An 18630-nucleotide genomic window follows, 5' to 3' on the forward strand; every position below is an offset into this window, starting at 1 on the left:
CACCCTCGGCTCCGTGCCTTCTATATTTCGCAATTCAGGAATTTTCTGATCCATGGGCAAATCGCTGGTCATCGTGGAATCCCCGGCCAAGGCCAAGACCATCAACAAGTACCTGGGCAACCAGTACGTGGTGAAGTCGAGCATCGGCCACATCCGTGACCTGCCTACCAGTGGCTCGGCAAGCGCCAACAAGGAGCCTGCCAAGCGCGGCAAGGCGGCCGGCGAAGCCCCGGCGCTGTCGCCCAAGGAAAAGGCCAAACGTCAGCTGTTCGCGCGCATGGGGGTCGACCCCGAGCATGGCTGGAAGGCCAAGTACGAGATCCTGCCCGGCAAGGAAAAGGTGATCGACGAACTGCGTCGTCTGGCCAAGGATGCCGACACCATCTATCTCGCGACCGACTTGGACCGTGAAGGGGAAGCCATCGCCTGGCACCTGCGCGAGTCCATCGGCGGTGATGACGCCCGTTACAAGCGCGTGGTGTTCAACGAGATCACCAAGAAGGCTATTCAGGAAGCCTTCTCCAGGCCCGGCGATCTGGATATCAACCGCGTCAACGCGCAGCAGGCCCGACGCTTCCTCGATCGCGTGGTGGGCTACATGGTCTCGCCGCTGCTGTGGGCGAAGATCGCACGTGGTCTGTCTGCCGGTCGCGTGCAATCGGTGGCCGTGAAGCTGGTGGTGGCGCGCGAGAAAGAGATCCGCGCCTTCGTGCCGGAAGAATACTGGGAAGTGCACGCGGACCTCGGTACCGCGAAGAACGCCAAGGTGCGTTTCGAGGTGGTGCGCGAGAAGGGCGCGGCCTTCAAGCCGGTCAACGAGGCCCAGGCCATGGCCGCGCTGGAGAAGCTCAAGGCTTCCAGCTACAGCGTGGCCAAGCGTGAGGACCGTCCGACCAGCAGCAAGCCTTCGGCGCCCTTCATCACTTCCACCCTGCAGCAGGCGGCGAGCAACCGCCTGGGCTTCGGTGTGAAGAAGACCATGATGATGGCCCAGCGTCTGTACGAGGCCGGCTACATCACCTACATGCGTACCGACTCGACCAACCTGTCCGCCGACGCCGTGGAGATGGTGCGTGGCTTCATCGGCAGCGAGTACGGCGACAAGTACCTGCCGGGCAAGCCCAACCTCTACTCGAGCAAGGAAGGCGCTCAGGAGGCGCACGAAGCGATTCGTCCGTCCGACGTCAACCTGCGCCCGACCCAGCTGTCCGGCATGGAGCGTGATGCCGAGCGCCTGTATGACCTGATCTGGCGCCAGTTCGTGGCCTGCCAGATGCCGCCGGCCGAATACCTGTCCACCAGCGTCACCGTGGCGGCTGGCGATTTCGAGCTGCGTGCCAAGGGCCGCATCCTCAAGTTCGACGGTTACACCCGTGTGCTGCCGCAGCAGAGCAAGCCCGGTGAAGACGACGTACTGCCGGAAATGAAGGAAGGCGAGGGCCTCAAGCTGATCCAGCTCGACCCCAGCCAGCACTTCACCAAGCCGCCGGCGCGCTACTCCGAAGCGAGCCTGGTCAAGGAGCTGGAGAAGCGTGGCATCGGCCGTCCGTCCACCTACGCGGCGATCATTTCCACCATTCAGGATCGTGGCTACGTGACGGTGCACAACCGTCGCTTCTACGCCGAGAAGATGGGCGACATCGTCACCGAGCGTCTCGACGAGAGCTTCGCCAACCTCATGGACTACGGCTTTACCGCCACCATGGAAGAGCATCTGGATGATGTCGCCCAGGGCGAGCGCGAGTGGAAGCATCTGCTCGACGAGTTCTATGCCGACTTCAAGAAGAAGCTCGAAGTGGCGGAAGCGGGCGAGGGTGGCATGCGTGCCAACCAGCCGACCCTGACCGACATCCCCTGCCGCGAGTGCGGCCGGCCGATGATGATTCGTACCGCCTCCACGGGGGTGTTCCTCGGCTGCTCCGGCTATGCGCTGCCGCCGAAGGAGCGCTGCAAGGCCACCATCAACCTGGTGCCGGGCGACGAGATCGCCGCGGACGACGAGGGCGAGTCCGAATCCCGCGTGCTGCTGGGCAAGCATCGCTGCCCGATCTGTTCCACGGCGATGGATGCCTACCTGCTGGATGAAACCCGCAAGCTGCATATCTGCGGGAACAACCCCGATTGCACCGGCTACGAGATCGAGCAGGGCCAGTACCGCATCAAGGGCTACGAAGGCCCGAGCCTGGAGTGCGACAAGTGCGGCAGCGAGATGCAGCTCAAGACCGGCCGTTTCGGCAAGTTCTTCGGCTGTACCAATGCCAGCTGCAAGAACACCCGCAAGCTGCTGAAGAACGGCGAGGCGGCACCGCCGAAGATGGACAAGGTGGAGATGCCGGAACTCAGGTGCGAGAAGGTGGATGACACCTACGTGCTGCGTGATGGCGCCTCGGGCCTCTTCCTCGCCGCCAGCCAGTTCCCGAAGAACCGCGAGACCCGCGCTCCGCTGGTGCTGGAAATCGTGCCGCACAAGCAGGAGATCGATCCCAAGTACCACTTCCTCTGCGATGCCCCGCAGAAGGACCCGGACGGTCGCCCGGCGGTGATTCGCTACAGCCGCAAGACCAAGGAGCAGTACGTGCAGTCCGAGGTCGACGGCAAGCCGACCGGCTGGCGCGCCTTCTTCGATGGCGGCAAGTGGAAGGTCGAGGACAAGCGCTGAGTTCAGCGTCCTGACGAAATGCGCGCCGGCAATGGCCGGCGCGCGTACCATGGCTCGATCTGCAGTGGAGGTCGCCGCAATGGCCAAAGAAATCTACACCCGCACCAACCAGAAGATCTTCTTCGCCGGTATCGCCCTGGATAACTGGCGCAAGGCCGAAGGCTCCGCCGCGTTCAACGTGCAGGCGCTGGTGCAGGCCGAGCGCGAGGCGGCGTTGTTCCACCTGTATGGCGCGCTTCTCGGCGTGTGCCACGAGATCGCCGGTTACTACCGCATGAGCGACGCGGCCCCTTCGCGTGTCGAGGCCTTCGTCCAGCAGGCGGTGCTCGATGGCGCGCCCAGCCCCGAGCTGGCCGAGCTGGTCGAACTGGCGCAGCAGCGTGAAACCTGGCTGGCGCAGCTGCTGGCCGCCTATGCGGCGCTGTTCCAGCCGCCGCGTGAGGAACGCAAGGCCAAGGTCGACCCGGCGATGCCGCTGATCACTGCGGTCAGTGTCGGTGAGGAGCCGGTGGAGCTGAGCGTCGACGACATCGACGCCTGGCGTCAGCAGTTCAAGACCCTGGTGCTGCGTTTCCGCGAAGGCCTCAGTGAGTGCTGATCGGGTTTAACTGGACCAGTGGGCTGGGGGTGACCCCGACTGACTGTTACAATGTCGTGTTTTTGCACAGAGACTGAGCCATGCCTACATCCTTCCTGGAAATCGTCGAACTGCCCGATGGGCGTATCGCCCTGCGCCGTGCAGAAGATGAAGAGGCCCTGGTCACTCTGGACTTCTCCGCTGACGCCAAGGCCTTTCTGCAGGGGCAGCACATCGAAGTGGCCAAGGCCATGCTGAACGTGGGTGTGCAGATGGCCGGGCGCATGGCCGAGGGCGACTTCGTCGGCGAAGAAGATGAACCTCGCGTCCTGCACTGATCGACGACGATGAATCAACGAAAACGGGGCTCCAGTGGAGCCCCGTTTGCGTTTCTGCGAAGCGTCAGCCCAGGCTGATGTTCAGGCTCTGCGCGCCGCCGGTCTGCGCCGCCTGCGCCAGGCGCTGGCGGGTGCTGCGCTCGACAGGATGCAGCCAGCTGATGACGGTATGGCTGCGGCCCAGCTTGAGCGCTTCCTCGGCCAGCTCGAGGGCGTCCTGCCCCTGGCGTGGCTGCAGCAGCAGGATGCGTTCGCGATTCAGGCCGGCGTCACGCAGCCAGGCCTGGGTCAGGCTGGCAGGCGGCGCGACCAGCGTCAGCCAGCGCGCATCCTGGTTCTGGCTCAGTTCGCGGAGGATCGGTGCCAGCAAATGCAGGCAGTGGCCGGCCGTGCCGCGAAGGGCGAGCTCGCTGAATGCCTGGTCGTCGACCACACCGGCTTCGGCAGGTGCCTCGTGTGGGGTGTCGGCGAGAAAGGCGTTGAACAGGGGGAGCTGTGAACGTTCGAACGACTGCTGCATGTGCATGGCGTCTCCTTAGCGGCGAATCACGCCGACACTCAAACCTTCGATGACCAGGTCCTGGTGCTCCAGGTCGACCTCGATCGGGGCGAACTCGGGGTTCTCGGCAATCAGCCAGACCTTGTTGCCTTCGCGCTTGAAGCGCTTGACCGTGACTTCGTCGTCGATGCGGGCGACGACGATCTGGCCGTTGCGCGCCTCGCGAGTGGTGTGCACGGCGAGCAGGTCACCATCGAAGATGCCGATGTCCTTCATGCTCATGCCGCGTACGCGCAGCAGGTAGTCGGCCTTGGGCTGAAAGAAGGTCGGGTTGATCTGGCAGGATTCCTCGACGTGCTGCTGGGCGAGAATCGGCGCACCAGCGGCCACCCGGCCGATGACCGGCAGGCCCTCGTCTTCGTTCGCTGCGCCGGCCTCGAAACCGGGGATGCGAATGCCACGGGAGGCGCCCGGGGTCATCTCGATCGCCCCCTTGCGGGCCAGGGCCTTGAGGTGCTCCTCGGCGGCATTGGGCGACTTGAAGCCCAGTTCCTGGGCGATCTCCGCACGGGTGGGCGGGTAGCCGTTGTCTTCCAGGCAGCGTTTGATGAAGGCGAGAATCTCGGCTTGGCGGGGCGTCAGTTTCAGCATGGCTGGGCTCTGTCTTTTTATACAGTGACTGGGATTATATACAGTAAGCCGGGCTTGGCAACGGCCAATTTTCATGCGCCGGTTGCGCCGCGTGTTACCCGCACGGGTCAATTGACGTCTGTGCTGTTATAAGCTGTGACCAGCCGGCCAAAAGACGGCTCATGCGGCTTGACATTTCGATGCGCTGAAACGTATGTTTCAAACAAGTGTTTGTCAGGTGATAGCTCATGGCCCAGTCGGAAACCGTTGAACGCATTCTCGATGCTGCAGAACAGCTGTTCGCGGAGAAAGGTTTCGCCGAGACCTCGCTTCGTCTGATCACCAGCAAGGCGGGGGTCAACCTGGCAGCCGTCAACTATCACTTCGGCTCCAAGAAGGCGCTGATCCAGGCGGTGTTCTCGCGTTTCCTCGGGCCGTTCTGTACCAGCCTGGAGAAGGAGCTCGACCGTCGCCAGGCGAAGACGGAAAACCAGGCCACACTCGAGGAGCTCCTGGAACTGCTCGTCGAGCAGGCACTGGCGGTCAAGCCGCGCAGCGGCAATGACCTCTCCATCTTCATGCGGCTGCTCGGCCTGGCCTTCAGCCAGAGCCAGGGGCACCTGCGCAAGTACCTGGAAGAGGTCTACGGTAAGGTGTTCCGTCGCTACATGCTGCTGGTGCATGAAACCGCGCCGCGCATTCCGCCGCTGGAGCTGTTCTGGCGCGTGCACTTCATGCTCGGCGCGGCGGCGTTCAGCATGTCCGGGATCAAGGCGCTGCGCGCCATGGCCGAGACCGATTTCGGCGTCAATACCTCCATCGAGCAGGTGATGAGGATGATGGTGCCATTCCTGGCCGCCGGCATGCGCTCGGACTCCGGTGTCGACGATCCCGCGCTGGCAGGTGCTCAGCTCAAGCCCCGCAGCAAGACGCCCGGCGCTACGCCCAAGGTTTGATGCCGGGGCAGGTGGGCTTGGCTTGGCCCTTCGGCTAAGCTAGCGGCCCATGTCCGATCTCGATCTGCTGCATATCTCTCTCGCTGACCAGACCCTCTATGGCCTTGGCGCCGGCCAGGTGCTGCTGCGCCTGCCTGTCTCCACGGCGCTGAACGGCCCCGGTGAGCGCAACGGCTCCGGCTGCACGCCACGTGGCCTGCACCAGGTACGGGCGAAGATCGGCGCAGGCCTGCCGCTGGCCGCCGTGCTGCGCGGCAGGCGCTGGACCGGTGAGGTCTGGTCCGCGCAGCTGCATCAGCAGTTTCCCGACCGCGACTGGATCCTCACCCGCATTCTCTGGCTCAGCGGCCTGGAGCCCGGTCGCAACCGCCTGGGTGAGGTAGACAGCTTTCGCCGCTATATCTATCTGCATGGCACGCCGGATACGGAACCCATGGGCACGCCGCTGTCTCATGGCTGCGTCCGGCTGCGTAATACCGACATGCTGGCGCTGTTCGAGCGCGTGCCCGTGCATTGCCGGGTGCGTATCGACGAGGCGCCATGCCCGCAGTGGGCTGCGGACCACGATTTTCAGTAAGGAATACCTGCATGCAAGGCTCATTGATGATGGATGTCGCTGGCACCTGGCTGACCGCCGAGGATCGCCAGATGCTGCGCCAGCCCGAGGTGGGTGGCCTGATCATTTTTGCCCGCAATATCGAATCGCCGCGCCAGGTGCGCGAGCTGTGCCAGAGCATTCGTGCCGTGCGCCCGGACCTGCTGCTGGCCGTGGATCAGGAAGGCGGACGGGTGCAGCGCCTGCGCGAGGGCTTCCTGCGCCTGCCGGCGATGCGCGCCATCGCCGACAATCACAACGCCGAGGAGCTGGCCGAGCACTGCGGCTGGCTGATGGCGACCGAGGTACTGGCCGTCGGCCTGGATCTCAGTTTCGCGCCGGTACTCGACCTCGATCATCAGCGCAGCGCGGTGGTCGGCAGTCGTGCTTTCGAGGGTGACCCGCAGCGTGCCACGCAGCTGGCTGCGGCGTTCATCCGTGGCATGCAGCAGGCGGGCATGGCGGCGACCGGCAAGCACTTCCCCGGACATGGCTGGGCCGAGGCCGACTCCCACGTGGCGATTCCCGTCGACGAGCGCAGCCTGGAGGACATTCGTGCCTGTGACATGCAGCCGTTCCGGCAGTTGTCCGGCCAGCTCGATGCGGTGATGCCGGCGCATGTGATCTACCCTCAGGTGGACGAGCAGCCGGCTGGTTTCTCTCGCCGCTGGCTGCAGGACATCCTGCGCGGTGAGCTGGGTTTCGACGGGGTGATCTTCAGCGACGACCTGTCCATGGCCGGGGCGCATGTCGCCGGGGACGCGGGCAAGCGTATCGAGGCGGCGCTCAGCGCCGGTTGCGACATGGGCCTGGTGTGCAACGATCGTGGCTCGGCCGAGCTGGCCCTCGCCGCACTGCAGCGTCTGCAGGTGCAGCCGGCCGAACGGCTGCAGCGGATGCGCGGGCGTGCTCATGCGTGCACCGACTATCGCCAGGCGCCGCGCTGGTCGCGGGCGGTGGCTGCACTCAGAACCGCTCAGTTGCTGGATTGAGGAGGGCACCATGAGCGTTCTTGCCATCATCGGCGGCACTGGCCTGACCCAGTTGCCGGGCCTCGAGATCCGTCAGGCGGTCTCCGTGGAGACGCCTTACGGGGCACCTTCGGCCGATATCCTGCGGGGCGAGTATGCCGGGCGCGACGTGCTGTTTCTCGCCCGTCATGGCCAACCACACCGCATTGCGCCGCACCAGATCAACTACCGCGCCAATCTCTGGGCGCTGAAGCAGGTCGGCGCCAGTGCCATCGTCGCGGTCAACGCGGTCGGCGGTATTCACGCGGCGATGGGCGCCGGGCATTTCTGCGTGCCGCACCAGATCATCGATTACACCGCCGGGCGCGCACACACCTTCTTCGAGGGTGAGCTGGAGCATGTGACCCACGTGGATTTCAGTCATCCCTATGACGAGGCCCTGCGTGAGCGCCTGATCGCGGCGCTGCGCAGCGAGGGGGCGGCCTGCAGCAGCCAGGGCGTCTACGGTTGCACCCAGGGGCCACGCCTGGAGACTGTGGCAGAAATCGTCAGGATGGAGCGCGATGGCTGCGACCTGGTCGGCATGACCGGCATGCCCGAGGCGGCTCTGGCGCGTGAGCTGGCGCTGCCCTATGCCTGCCTGGCGCTGGTGGTCAATCCGGCTGCGGGCAAGGCGCCGGGGCTGATCACCATGGCCGAGATCGAGCGCGTGCTGGAGCAGGGGATGGGCACGGTCAAGGGCGTGCTGGCGCGTGTGCTGAGCGCCTAGCTGCTGCCTCGATCGCTGCAATGAAAAAGGGCCGCTCAGCGGCCCTTTTGCGTCATGCCCTCAAAGCGGGCTGATACGTACCAGCGCGCCGAGGCTGCCGTGGTCCAGGTAGGTCAGGCTGTTGTCCTTCAGGCGCTGGGCGACTTTCATGTGCTCGCTGCTGTCGAGCAGGCCGTCGGCGCTGAAGTGGTTGATCCACAGCTCCAGGTCCAGGTCGGCGAAGCGTTCCTGGGTGAAGGTCAGCGTGCCTTCGACCGGGTAGTGGCCGAAGTGGCCGTCGCCAGTGCTGACGGCGACGCGGCTCGGGGTGCCACCCAGCGTCTGGCTCCAGGCCTTGTGCAGCAGGACCTGATAACCGTTGCCGGGGTTGAGCTTGGCGGCCTCGTTGTTGAGGGCGGTGGCGCGTTCGTTGCCGTCGATCGGCAGGGCGGTGCCGGCCCAGTCGTCGGGGGCGATCTTCGGCGCGATCACGGGTTCGCCGGCCTGGCGAAACACCAGCAGCTCGACCTGGTAGAGGCGTTCGGCGAAAGCGCTCGGTGCCAACAGGCAGAGCAGCAGGGCGATCAGGTGCAGTGGGCGCATGGTCAGGTCCTTCAGGTGGTGGGCGCGAGGCGCTCGAACAGGGCTTCCAGGGTGTTGAAGCGCTCTTCCGCGCGCTCCATCGGCACCTGGATCTTGAAGACGGTGGCGCCTTCGAACTTGTAGCGTTTGGGCTGGGCCTGGATCAGCTTGATCAGCGTCAGCGGGTCGACGCAGGTCTCTGCGGCGAACTCGATGCGGCCGCCCTGCGGTCCGGCGTCGACCTTGGTGATGCCCAGCTTTTCGGCCTGCAGCTTGAGCAGGGTCAGGCGCATCAGGTGCTTGGTCGGCTCGGGCAGCAGGCCGAAGCGGTCGATCATCTCGACCTGCAGTTCCTTCAGGCCGTCTTCGTCGGAGGCCGAGGAAATGCGCTTGTACAGGATCAGGCGCGCGTGCACGTCGGGCAGGTAGTCCTCGGGGATAAGCGCAGGCACGCGCAGGTTGATCTCCGGGCCGCCGCCCAGCGGCTGGTCGAGGTTGGGTTGTTCGCCTTTCTGGATGGCCTTGACCGCACGCTCGAGCATTTCCATGTAGAGAGTGAAGCCCACTGCCTGGATCTGCCCGCTCTGGCCGTCGCCGAGCAGCTCGCCGGCGCCACGGATTTCCAGGTCGTGGGTGGCGAGGATGAATCCGGCGCCGAGGTCCTGGGCGCCGGCAATGGCTTCCAGGCGCTTCTGCGCGTCTTCGGTCATGCTCTTGCGCGGCGGCGTCAGCAGGTAGGCATAGGCCTGGTGGTGGCTGCGGCCGACGCGGCCACGCAGCTGGTGCAGCTGGGCCAGGCCGAACTTGTCGGCGCGCTCGATGATGATGGTGTTGGCGCTGGGCACGTCGATGCCGGTCTCGATGATGGTCGAGGCCACCAGCACGTTGAAGCGCTTGTGGTAGAAGTCGCTCATCACCTGTTCCAGATCGCGCTCGCGCATCTGCCCGTGGCCGATGCCGATGCGCGCTTCCGGTACCAGCTCGGCGAGGTCGGCGGCGCACTTCTCGATGCTCTTCACATCGTTGTGCAGGTAGTACACCTGGCCACCGCGCAACAGTTCGCGCAGCAGCGCTTCCTTGATGGTCGGCTTGTTCTCTTCCATGACGAAGGTGCGCACCGACAGGCGCCGCGCCGGTGGGGTGGCGATGATCGACAGGTCGCGCATGCCAGCCACGGCCATGTTCAGGGTGCGCGGGATAGGCGTGGCGGTGAGGGTGAGGATGTCCACCTCGCTGCGCAGGGCCTTGAGCTGTTCCTTCTGGCGCACGCCGAAACGGTGTTCCTCGTCGATGATGACCAGGCCCAGGTTGTGGAACTTCACGTCGTCCTGCAGCAGCTTGTGGGTGCCGATGACGATATCCACCTTGCCTTCGGCCAGTTGCTGCACGGCGCCTTCGACTTCCTTGGCGCTCTTGAAGCGGCTCATCACCTCGACCTTCACCGGCCAGTCGGCGAAGCGGTCGCGGAAGCTGTTGTAGTGCTGCTGGGCGAGCAGGGTGGTGGGCACCAGCACCGCCACCTGCTTGCCGCTGTGCACGGCGATGAAGGCGGCGCGCATGGCCACCTCGGTCTTGCCGAAGCCGACGTCGCCGCAGACCAGGCGGTCCATCGGCTTGCCGGCCAGCATGTCGCCGCGCACGGCATCGATCGCCGCCTGCTGGTCCGGGGTTTCCTCGAAGGGGAAGCCGGCGCTGAAGGTGGCGTAGTCCACCGCCGGGTCCTGGAAGGCGAAGCCTTCGCGGGCGGCGCGGCGGGCGTAGATGTCGAGCAGTTCGGCGGCGACGTCGCGTACCTGCTCGGCGGCCTTGCGCTTGGCTTTCTGCCAGGTTTCCGAACCCAGCCGGTGCAGCGGCGCCAGGGCATCGTCGCTGCCGCTGTAGCGGGCGATCAGGTGCAGGCTGGCCACCGGAACGTAGAGCTTGGCCTCGTCGGCGTATTGCAGGGCGAGGAACTCGGCGGCCTGGCCGTCGAACTCCATGGTGATCAGGCCCAGGTAGCGGCCGACGCCGTGGTCGATATGCACCACCGGTGCGCCTTCGCGCAGCTCGGTGAGGTTCTTGATCACGTTGTCGCCGCCTTCGCGGCCCTTCTCGCGGCGGCGACGCTGCATCACGCGCTGGCCGAACAGCGGGCTTTCGGCGATCAGCGCCAGGTCATCGAGCAGCAGGCCTTCGTCCAGCGGGGCGATGCAGATGTTCAGGCGTTCGCCGCTGGCGACGAAGGCCGGCCAGCCGTCGACCTCCCTGGGCTTGAGCTTGAGGCGGGCGAGCAGCTCCAGGAGCACCTCGCGGCGCCCGGCCGATTCGGCGCAGAACAGCACACGGCCCTGGTACTCCTCGATGAAGCGGCGCAGCGCCGCCAGCGGCTCGCCGGCCTTGGCCTGGATCGCCAGGTCGGGCAGGGCGCGTGCGTCGAACCGCGTGCGGCCGACGCCGGGTTCGATGTCCTCGGGGTTGGCCACCACCCGTGGCCAGCTTTTCAGCTGGGCAAAGCAGTCGTCCACCGGCAGGAATATGTCGGCGGGCGGCAGTAGCGGGCGCTCCGGGTCGACACGGCGATCCTCGTAGCGGTTGCGCGCGTCCAGCCAGAACTGCTCGGCGGCTTTCTCGATGCCCGGCAGCGAGAACACCTGAGTGTCGCCCGGCAGGTAGTCGAACAGGGTGCCGGTGGCCTCGAAGAACAGCGGCAGGTAGTACTCGATGCCCGCAGGGGTGATGCCGGAAGACAGATCCTGATAGATCGGGCAGCGGCGGAAGTCGACGTCGAAGCGTTCGCGAAAGCGCCCGCGAAAATCGCTGACGGCCTTCTTCTCCAGCGGGAACTCGCGTGCCGGCAGCAGGCGAATCGACTCGACCTTGTCCACCGAGCGCTGCGTCTCGGGGTCGAAGGTGCGCAGGGTTTCGATCTCGTCATCGAACAGGTCGATGCGGTAGGGCGTTTCGCTGCCCATCGGGTAGAGGTCGATCAGCGCACCACGCACGGCGAACTCGCCGTGTTCGTAGACCGTGTCGACGCAGCGGTAGCCGGCGGCCTCCAGGCGCGTGCGCATCTGCTCCACGTCCAGCTTCTGGCCGACATCCAGCACCAGGCTGCTGCCGAGCAGGAAGTTTTTCGGCGCCAGGCGGTGTAGGGCGGTGCTGATCGGCACTACCAGTATCCCGCGCTTCAACTGCGGCAGCTGATACAGGGTGGCGATGCGCTGGGAGATGATGTCCTGGTGGGGCGAGAAGACGTCGTAGGGCAGGGTTTCCCAGTCGGGGAAATGCAGCACCGGCAGGCTGGGGGCGAAGAAGGCCAGTTCTTCCTGCAGGCGTTCGGCGCTCTGGCTGCCCTCGGTCAGGACCAGGGTGAAACGCTCGGCAGTGCTGGCGGCCTCGGCAATCGCCAGGGAAAGGGCGGCGCCAGGCAGGTTGCCCCATTGCTGTTTGCCGGCACTGGCCGGCAGAGACGGAAGACGCAGTACGGACACGGGCGGCTCGCGGTCGTGACAAAAGGCCGGGAATTGTAGCGGGGCTTTGGGGTCAATGTCAGTCGCGACAGGCGCGCATTGCTCCCGCACGCGAGCGCCGTCATAATGTAGCCCCTTTTTTCAGCCCCTACATGTGGAAGGTACTGCCCGTGACTCAGAAGCCCGACCAGTGTCTCGGTGAATGGATCGATCGTGAAGCCCTCGCGGAAGCGATGATTCCGCTGATTGGTCAGCTCTATCGCAACAACAATGTGGTGACCTCGATCTATGGCCGTGGCCTGATCAACCGTTCGGTCATCGACATCCTCAAGGCTCACCGTTTCGCCCGTCACCGCCTGGCTGACGAGGCCGAACTGTCGGTACACGACACCTTCCCGATGCTCAAGGCCATGAGCGAGCTCAAGCTGGGTGCCGCTTCCGTGGACCTGGGCAAGATGGTTGCCAAGTTCAAGGCCGAAGGCGCTGGCCGCGGCGTCGAGCAGTTCGTCAAGGACGAGCTGGAAGAGGTCGTGGGCAAGCAGAACGGCGCTGCCCGTGAAGGCACCGACGTGGTGCTCTACGGCTTCGGTCGCATCGGCCGCCTGCTGGCGCGCATCCTGATCGAGAAGACCGGTGGTGGCGACGGCCTGCGTCTGCGTGCCATCGTCGTGCGCAAGGGCGCCGAGAACGACCTGGTCAAGCGCGCCAGCCTGCTGCGCCGCGACTCGGTACACGGCAAGTTCAATGGCACCATCACAATCGATGAAGCCAGCAGCACCCTGACTGCCAACGGCAACCTGATCCAGATCATCTACTCCAACGATCCGGCGTCCATCGACTACACCCAGTACGGCATCAAGAACGCCCTGCTGGTGGACAACACCGGCAAATGGCGTGATGCCGAAGGCCTCGGCCAGCACCTGAAGTGCCCGGGCGTCGACCGCGTCGTGCTGACCGCGCCGGGCAAGGGCGCGCTGAAGAACATCGTGCACGGCATCAACCACGGCGAAATCGCTGCGGACGACAAGATCATCTCCGCTGCGTCCTGCACCACCAACGCCATCGTGCCGGTGCTCAAGGCGGTCAATGACAAGTTCGGCATCGTCAACGGCCACGTCGAGACCGTTCACTCGTACACCAACGACCAGAACCTGATCGACAACTTCCACAAGGGCAGTCGTCGTGGTCGCAGTGCTGCGCTGAACATGGTGATCACCGAGACCGGCGCCGCCACCGCTGCCGCCAAGGCACTGCCGGTGCTGAAGGGCAAGCTGACTGGTAACGCCATTCGCGTACCGACGCCGAACGTGTCGATGGCCATCCTCAACCTGAACCTTGAGAAGGCCACCAGCCGCGAAGAGATCAACGAGTACCTGCGCCAGATGGCCATGCACTCGGACCTGCAGAAGCAGATCGATTTCGTCAGCTCGCAGGAAGTGGTGTCCACTGACTTCGTCGGCTCGCGTCATGCTGGTGTGGTCGATGCCGAGGCGACCATCGCCAACGATAACCGCGTCGTTCTGTACGTCTGGTACGACAACGAGTTCGGTTACAGCTGCCAGGTGGTGCGAGTGATGGAAGACATGGCCGGGGTCAACCCGCCTGCTTTCCCGCGCTAAGCGCCGGGGTGTGACAAGACGGGAGCTTCGGCTCCCGTTTTTTATGCGCGGCCGCCGCTGGCTGGTCGCTCGCGGCGCGTATTCGAGGGTGGGGCAGGTGGCGGCGCTTGGACGATGGTCGTATGTACATCGTCTGTCCGCTGCGTCTGGTTGATGCCTGGCGGCACGTGAAGTGTTGCTTGCTGTTACCGGAGGGTCAAAAAAAGCAAGCACTTGGGTGGCCAGTCCAGGGGGCCATCTTTATAATCGAGCAGATTTTTTACCCAGGACCGGCACCCTTATGCACCTCAGCGACATGCCGAGGTGGTTGATCCTATTGGGTCTGCGGGCGTTGCCCCCTGTCTTATAAAAAGCTTTCTAAATCAGTGGTTAGGCAAACCTATGATCAAACTAAAGCATGGGCTCGATTTGCCCATAACGGGTGCGCCGGCACAGCGTATCGAGGCCGCAAGGCCCGTGCGCAGTGTCGCCGTCATCGGCTTCGACTATCACGGGATGAAGCCGACGATGGAAGTGCAGGTCGGTGACCGAGTCAAGCTCGGTCAGTTGCTGTTTACCGACAAGAAGACACCCGGCGTGCGTTACACCGCCCCCGCTGCTGGCGTTATCAGTGCCATTCACCGTGGCGAGAAGCGTGTCCTGCAATCGGTCGTCATCGATATCGACGGCGACGAGCAGGAAACCTTCGCCCAGTACGCTGCCGACCAGCTCGAAGCGCTGAGTGACGAGCAGGTTCGCGAGAACCTGCAGCAGTCCGGCCTGTGGACTGCGCTGCGTAGCCGTCCGTTCAGCAAGGTGCCGGCCCTGGATGCGGTGCCCAGTTCGATCTTCGTGACCGCGGTCGATACTCACCCGCTGGCCGCCGATCCGGCGGTGATCATTGGCGAATATGCCGCTGATTTCGAAAATGGCCTGAAGGTTCTCGGTAACCTGGCCAAGGTCTTCCTGTGCAAGGCGGATGGCGTCAGCCTGCCCGGCGAGAGCCTGGCCAAGGTGCAGAGCGAGGCCTTCGCCGGCCCGCACCCGGCTGGTCTGCCAGGTACCCACATTCATTTCCTCGACCCGGTCAGCGCCAGCAAGAGCGTCTGGCAGATCGGCTATCAGGACGTGATCGCCGTCGGCAAGCTGTTCACCACGGGTCAGCTGTTCGTCGAGCGCGTCGTCGCGCTGGGTGGTCCGGTCGCCGAGCAGCCGCGTCTGCTGCGTACCCGCCTGGGCGCCAGCCTGGAAGAGCTCACCGCTGGTGAACTCAAGCCCGGCTTCAACCGGGTGATTTCCGGCTCCGTGTTCGGTGGGCGTACCGCCCAGGGCGCGTTCGCCTTCCTCGGTCGCTACCACAACCAGGTGTCCTGCCTGGGCGAGGGCAATGACCGCGAGATGCTGCACTACCTGCGTGCCGGGGTGAACAAGCACTCGGTGCTGAACATCTTCGTTTCCAAGCTGGCCGGCGCCAAGCTGTTCAACTTCACCACCACCACCAATGGCAGCCCGCGCGCCATGGTACCGGTGGGCAACTACGAAGCCGTGATGCCGCTGGACATCCTGCCGACCCAGCTGCTGCGCTACCTGATCGTCGGTGACACCGAGATGGCGCAGAAGCTCGGCTGCCTCGAACTCGACGAAGAAGACCTGGCGCTGTGCACCTACGTGTGCGCCGGCAAGTATGAATATGGCCCGATCCTGCGGGACAACCTCGCCCGTATCGAGAAGGAGGGTTAATCCGTGGGTATTCGTGCATTCCTCGACAAGATCGAGCACAACTTCGAGAAGGGCGGCAAGTACGAGAAGTGGTACGCCCTCTACGAAGCCATCGACACCTTCTTCTACCGTCCTGGCAGCGTGACCAAGACCACCGCTCACGTGCGTGATGGCATCGACCTCAAGCGCATGATGATCACCGTGTGGCTGTGCACCTTCCCGGCCATGTTCTTCGGCATGTGGAACACCGGCTACCAGGCCAACCTGATCTTCGCCCAGAGCCCCGAGCTGCTGGCAGCTCAGGAAGGCTGGCGCTTCGCGCTGATCGGTTCGCTGGCCGGCTTCGATCCGGGCAGCCTGTGGGACAACTTCATCCAGGGCGCTGCTTACTTCCTGCCCGTCTACGCGGTGACCTTCATCGTCGGCGGTTTCTGGGAAGTGCTGTTCGCCTCGATCCGTCGTCATGAGGTCAACGAAGGCTTCTTCGTCACCTCCGTGCTGTTCGCCTTGATCCTGCCGCCGAGCATTCCGCTGTGGCAGGTCGCCCTGGGCATCAGCTTCGGCGTGGTGATCGGCAAGGAAGTGTTCGGCGGTACCGGCAAGAACTTCCTCAACCCGGCGCTGACCGGTCGTGCCTTCCTGTTCTTCGCCTACCCGGCGCAGATGTCGGGTGATGCGGTCTGGACCGCCGTCGACGGTTTCGCCGGCGCGACCTCGCTGAGCTTGGCGGCGTCTGGCGGCATCGAGAACGTGATCAACAACGGCATCACCTGGATGGACGCCTTCGTCGGCACCATTCACGGTTCGCTGGGCGAGACCAGCACCCTGGCCATCGCCATCGGCGGCCTGGTGCTGCTGCTGACCCGCATCGCTTCCTGGCGCATCGTCGTCGGCGTGATGCTGGGCATGATCGGCCTCAGCCTGCTGCTCAACCTGATTGGCTCGGACAGCAACCCGATGTTCGCCATGCCGTGGTACTGGCATCTGGTCGTCGGCGGCTTCGCCTTCGGCATGTTCTTCATGGCCACCGATCCGGTATCGGCGTCCATGACCAACACCGGCAAGTGGATCTTCGGTGCCCTGATCGGCGTGATGGTGGTGTTGATCCGTGTGGTCAACCCGGCCTTCCCCGAGGGCATGATGCTGGCGATCCTGTTCGCCAACCTGTTCGCACCGCTGATCGACCACTTCGTCGTTCAGGCCAATATCAAGCGGAGGCTGGCACGCAATGTCTAGTCAAAAAGAATCCACCGTCCGCACGCTGACGGTGGCCGTGCTGGTGTGCCTCGTGTGTTCGGTATTCGTTGCCGGCGCGGCCATCGCACTGAAGCCGACCCAGGTCGAGAACCGCCTGCTGGACAAGCAGCGCAGCATCCTGGCGATCGCCGGCCTGGCCCAGCCGGGCATGTCCTCGGCGCAGGTCAAGCAGGTGTTCGACGGTGCCATCACCGCCAAGCTGGTGGACCTGGAAACCGGCAAGTTCTCCGACGCCTTCGACCCGATCACCTTCGACCCGCTCAAGGCGGCCAAGGATCCCAAGCTGTCCACGGTACTGAGCGGTAGCGAGGACATCGCCGGGATCAAGCGCCAGGAGCGTTACACCACCGTGTACATGGTGGAGAAGGATGGCCAGGTGGAAACCCTGATCCTGCCGGTGCGTGGCTACGGCCTGTGGTCGACCCTGCACGGCTTCATCGCGGTCAAGGGCGACCTCAACACCGTGGTCGGCATGGGCTTCTACCAGCACGGCGAGACGCCGGGCCTCGGTGGTGAAGTCGACAACCCGAAATGGAAAGGCCAGTGGCCGGGCAAGACCCTGTTCGACGAAGACGGCAAGCTCGCCGTGCAGGTGGTCAAGGGTGGTGTCGACCTACAGAGCCCGCAAGCGACCCATCAGGTCGACGCGCTCGCCGGTGCCACGCTCACCAGCAACGGGGTGGATCATCTGCTGAAGTTCTGGCTCGGCCAGAACGGCTTCGGTCCGTTTATCGCTAACCTGCGCGCAGGGGAGGCCTGATCATGTCGCAGCCGACTATTAAAGAAGTCCTGCTCAACCCGATCTTCAACAACAACCCCATCGGTCTGCAGATCCTCGGGATCTGCTCGGCCCTGGCGGTCACGTCCAACCTGCAGACCGCGCTGGTGATGTCCGCCGCGCTGACCCTGGTCACGGCGTTCTCCAACCTGTTCATCTCGATGATCCGCAGCCAGATCCCCGGCTCGATCCGCATGATCGTGCAGATGGTGATCATTGCCTCCCTGGTGATCGTGGTCGATCAGGTGCTCAAGGCCTATGCCTTCAGCCTGTCCAAACAGCTGTCGGTGTTCGTCGGTCTGATCATCACCAACTGCATCGTGATGGGCCGTGCCGAAGCATTCGCCATGCAGAACCCGCCCGTGCTGTCGTTCTTCGACGGTATCGGTAACGGTCTGGGCTACAGCGCCATGCTGATCGCCCTGGGCGTGATCCGCGAGCTGTTCGGTGCCGGCAAGCTGATGGGCTACGAGATCCTTTCCGTGGTCAACGACGGTGGCTGGTATCAGCCCAACGGCATGCTGCTGCTGCCGCCTTCGGCGTTCTTCCTGATCGGCCTGTTCATCTGGGCCATTCGTAGCTGGAAGAAGGACCAGGTCGAGTCCAATGCCTACAAGATGGCGCCTCAGGTATCCAGCAAGGAGGCCTATTAATGGAACATTACATCAGCCTGTTCGTCCGTGCGGTGTTCGTCGAGAACATGGCGCTGGCGTTCTTCCTCGGCATGTGTACCTTCATCGCCATCTCCAAGAAGGTGGAAACCGCCATCGGCCTCGGCATCGCCGTGGTCGTGGTGCTGGGTATCACCATGCCGGTGAACAACCTGATCTACTCCAACATCCTCAAGGATGGTGCCCTGGCCTGGGCCGGTCTGCCTGACGTCGACCTGTCCTTCCTTGGCCTGCTGACCTTCATCGGCGTGATCGCGGCGATCGTGCAGATCCTGGAAATGACCCTGGATAAGTACGTGCCGTCGCTCTACAACGCCCTGGGGGTGTTCCTGCCGCTGATCACCGTGAACTGCGCCATCATGGGTGGCTCGCTGTTCATGGTCGAGCGTGACTACAACCTGGCCGAAAGCACCGTCTACGGTGTCGGCGCGGGCGTGTCCTGGGCGCTGGCCATCGCCGCGCTGGCGGGCATCCGCGAGAAGCTCAAGTACAGCGATGTACCGGCTGGCCTGCAGGGTCTGGGCATCACCTTCATCACCATCGGTCTGATGTCGCTGGGCTTCATGTCCTTCTCCGGCGTGCAGCTGTAAGGAAAGGATGAAC

The 18630-nt window shown here is 64.2% G+C and carries 17 protein-coding genes; 13 read left to right on the top strand and 4 right to left on the bottom strand.

Annotation, left to right across the window (positions count from 1 at the left end; translation table 11 throughout):
* Positions 1 to 52 precede the first annotated feature (52 nt).
* The 3 genes from topA to EWH21_RS09205 all read left to right on the top strand — a co-directional run bounded on the left by topA (position 53) and on the right by EWH21_RS09205 (position 3574).
* Positions 53 to 2659 (top strand): type I DNA topoisomerase, encoded by a 2607-nt coding sequence (topA, locus tag EWH21_RS09195; protein ID WP_037048654.1) that lies wholly within the window; start codon positions 53 to 55, stop codon positions 2657 to 2659.
* Between the two features lie 79 nt (positions 2660 to 2738).
* On the top strand, positions 2739 to 3257 hold the full coding sequence (locus EWH21_RS09200) for a DUF6586 family protein (RefSeq protein ID WP_277700346.1): 519 nt from the start codon (positions 2739 to 2741) through the stop codon (positions 3255 to 3257).
* Between the two features lie 80 nt (positions 3258 to 3337).
* Positions 3338 to 3574: a hypothetical protein gene (locus tag EWH21_RS09205; RefSeq protein WP_037048652.1), complete on the top strand. Its 237-nt coding sequence runs from the start codon at positions 3338 to 3340 to the stop codon at positions 3572 to 3574.
* A gap of 64 nt (positions 3575 to 3638) precedes the next feature.
* Here EWH21_RS09205 and sulA read toward each other — a convergent pair whose 3' ends face one another.
* Together sulA and lexA are read right to left on the bottom strand one after the other, a co-directional pair.
* Positions 3639 to 4100, bottom strand: a complete 462-nt coding sequence (sulA, locus tag EWH21_RS09210) for an SOS-induced cell division inhibitor SulA (RefSeq protein WP_037048651.1) — start codon at positions 4098 to 4100, stop codon at positions 3639 to 3641.
* Positions 4101 to 4109: 9 nt separating this feature from the next.
* On the bottom strand, positions 4110 to 4724 hold the full coding sequence (gene lexA / locus EWH21_RS09215) for a transcriptional repressor LexA (RefSeq protein ID WP_037048649.1): 615 nt from the start codon (positions 4722 to 4724) through the stop codon (positions 4110 to 4112).
* A 227-nt stretch (positions 4725 to 4951) separates the two neighbouring features.
* Between lexA and EWH21_RS09220 the strand changes: the two genes are divergently transcribed.
* The 4 genes from EWH21_RS09220 to EWH21_RS09235 are packed head-to-tail and all read left to right on the top strand — an operon-like array spanning position 4952 to position 7994.
* Positions 4952 to 5659, top strand: coding sequence for a TetR/AcrR family transcriptional regulator (locus EWH21_RS09220; RefSeq protein ID WP_277700347.1), 708 nt, complete (start codon positions 4952 to 4954; stop codon positions 5657 to 5659).
* Between the two features lie 49 nt (positions 5660 to 5708).
* Positions 5709 to 6236, top strand: coding sequence for a L,D-transpeptidase (locus EWH21_RS09225; protein WP_037048645.1), 528 nt, complete (start codon positions 5709 to 5711; stop codon positions 6234 to 6236).
* 11 nt (positions 6237 to 6247) lie between these two features.
* Complete coding sequence (gene nagZ, locus EWH21_RS09230) at positions 6248 to 7246, top strand: beta-N-acetylhexosaminidase (protein WP_277700348.1); 999 nt, start codon at positions 6248 to 6250, stop codon at positions 7244 to 7246.
* 10 nt (positions 7247 to 7256) lie between these two features.
* The gene (locus tag EWH21_RS09235) at positions 7257 to 7994 is read left to right on the top strand and encodes an S-methyl-5'-thioinosine phosphorylase (RefSeq protein ID WP_152488320.1); all 738 of its coding nucleotides are present in this window, start codon (positions 7257 to 7259) and stop codon (positions 7992 to 7994) included.
* A gap of 60 nt (positions 7995 to 8054) precedes the next feature.
* On the opposite strand, the gene EWH21_RS09240 is transcribed toward EWH21_RS09235, so the two are convergent.
* Together EWH21_RS09240 and mfd are read right to left on the bottom strand one after the other, a co-directional pair.
* Positions 8055 to 8576, bottom strand: coding sequence for a CsiV family protein (locus EWH21_RS09240; RefSeq protein WP_037048640.1), 522 nt, complete (start codon positions 8574 to 8576; stop codon positions 8055 to 8057).
* An 11-nt stretch (positions 8577 to 8587) separates the two neighbouring features.
* The gene (gene mfd / locus EWH21_RS09245) at positions 8588 to 12025 is read right to left on the bottom strand and encodes a transcription-repair coupling factor (protein ID WP_277700349.1); all 3438 of its coding nucleotides are present in this window, start codon (positions 12023 to 12025) and stop codon (positions 8588 to 8590) included.
* A 131-nt stretch (positions 12026 to 12156) separates the two neighbouring features.
* Here mfd and EWH21_RS09250 point away from each other — a divergent pair, with 131 nt between their 5' ends.
* From EWH21_RS09250 to nqrE, 6 genes are all read left to right on the top strand, one after another.
* Positions 12157 to 13623, top strand: coding sequence for a glyceraldehyde-3-phosphate dehydrogenase (locus tag EWH21_RS09250; protein ID WP_047589845.1), 1467 nt, complete (start codon positions 12157 to 12159; stop codon positions 13621 to 13623).
* Positions 13624 to 14004: 381 nt separating this feature from the next.
* Positions 14005 to 15342 carry a Na(+)-translocating NADH-quinone reductase subunit A gene (locus tag EWH21_RS09255; protein WP_152488322.1) on the top strand — a complete coding sequence of 446 codons (1338 nt, stop codon included), beginning with the start codon at positions 14005 to 14007 and terminating at the stop codon, positions 15340 to 15342.
* A 3-nt stretch (positions 15343 to 15345) separates the two neighbouring features.
* Positions 15346 to 16557, top strand: coding sequence for an NADH:ubiquinone reductase (Na(+)-transporting) subunit B (locus EWH21_RS09260; RefSeq protein WP_037048619.1), 1212 nt, complete (start codon positions 15346 to 15348; stop codon positions 16555 to 16557).
* Complete coding sequence (locus EWH21_RS09265; protein WP_277700350.1) at positions 16550 to 17338, top strand: Na(+)-translocating NADH-quinone reductase subunit C; 789 nt, start codon at positions 16550 to 16552, stop codon at positions 17336 to 17338. Before EWH21_RS09260 ends, EWH21_RS09265 begins: the two co-directional genes overlap by 8 nt.
* Positions 17335 to 18009 (top strand): NADH:ubiquinone reductase (Na(+)-transporting) subunit D, encoded by a 675-nt coding sequence (locus EWH21_RS09270; RefSeq protein WP_172979207.1) that lies wholly within the window; start codon positions 17335 to 17337, stop codon positions 18007 to 18009. Before EWH21_RS09265 ends, EWH21_RS09270 begins: the two co-directional genes overlap by 4 nt.
* Positions 18009 to 18617, top strand: coding sequence for an NADH:ubiquinone reductase (Na(+)-transporting) subunit E (gene nqrE, locus EWH21_RS09275; protein ID WP_037048611.1), 609 nt, complete (start codon positions 18009 to 18011; stop codon positions 18615 to 18617). Before EWH21_RS09270 ends, nqrE begins: the two co-directional genes overlap by 1 nt.
* Positions 18618 to 18630 lie beyond the last annotated feature (13 nt).

This window comes from Pseudomonas sp. REST10, assembly GCF_029542605.1.
Classification (GTDB): domain Bacteria; phylum Pseudomonadota; class Gammaproteobacteria; order Pseudomonadales; family Pseudomonadaceae; genus Aquipseudomonas; species Aquipseudomonas khazarica.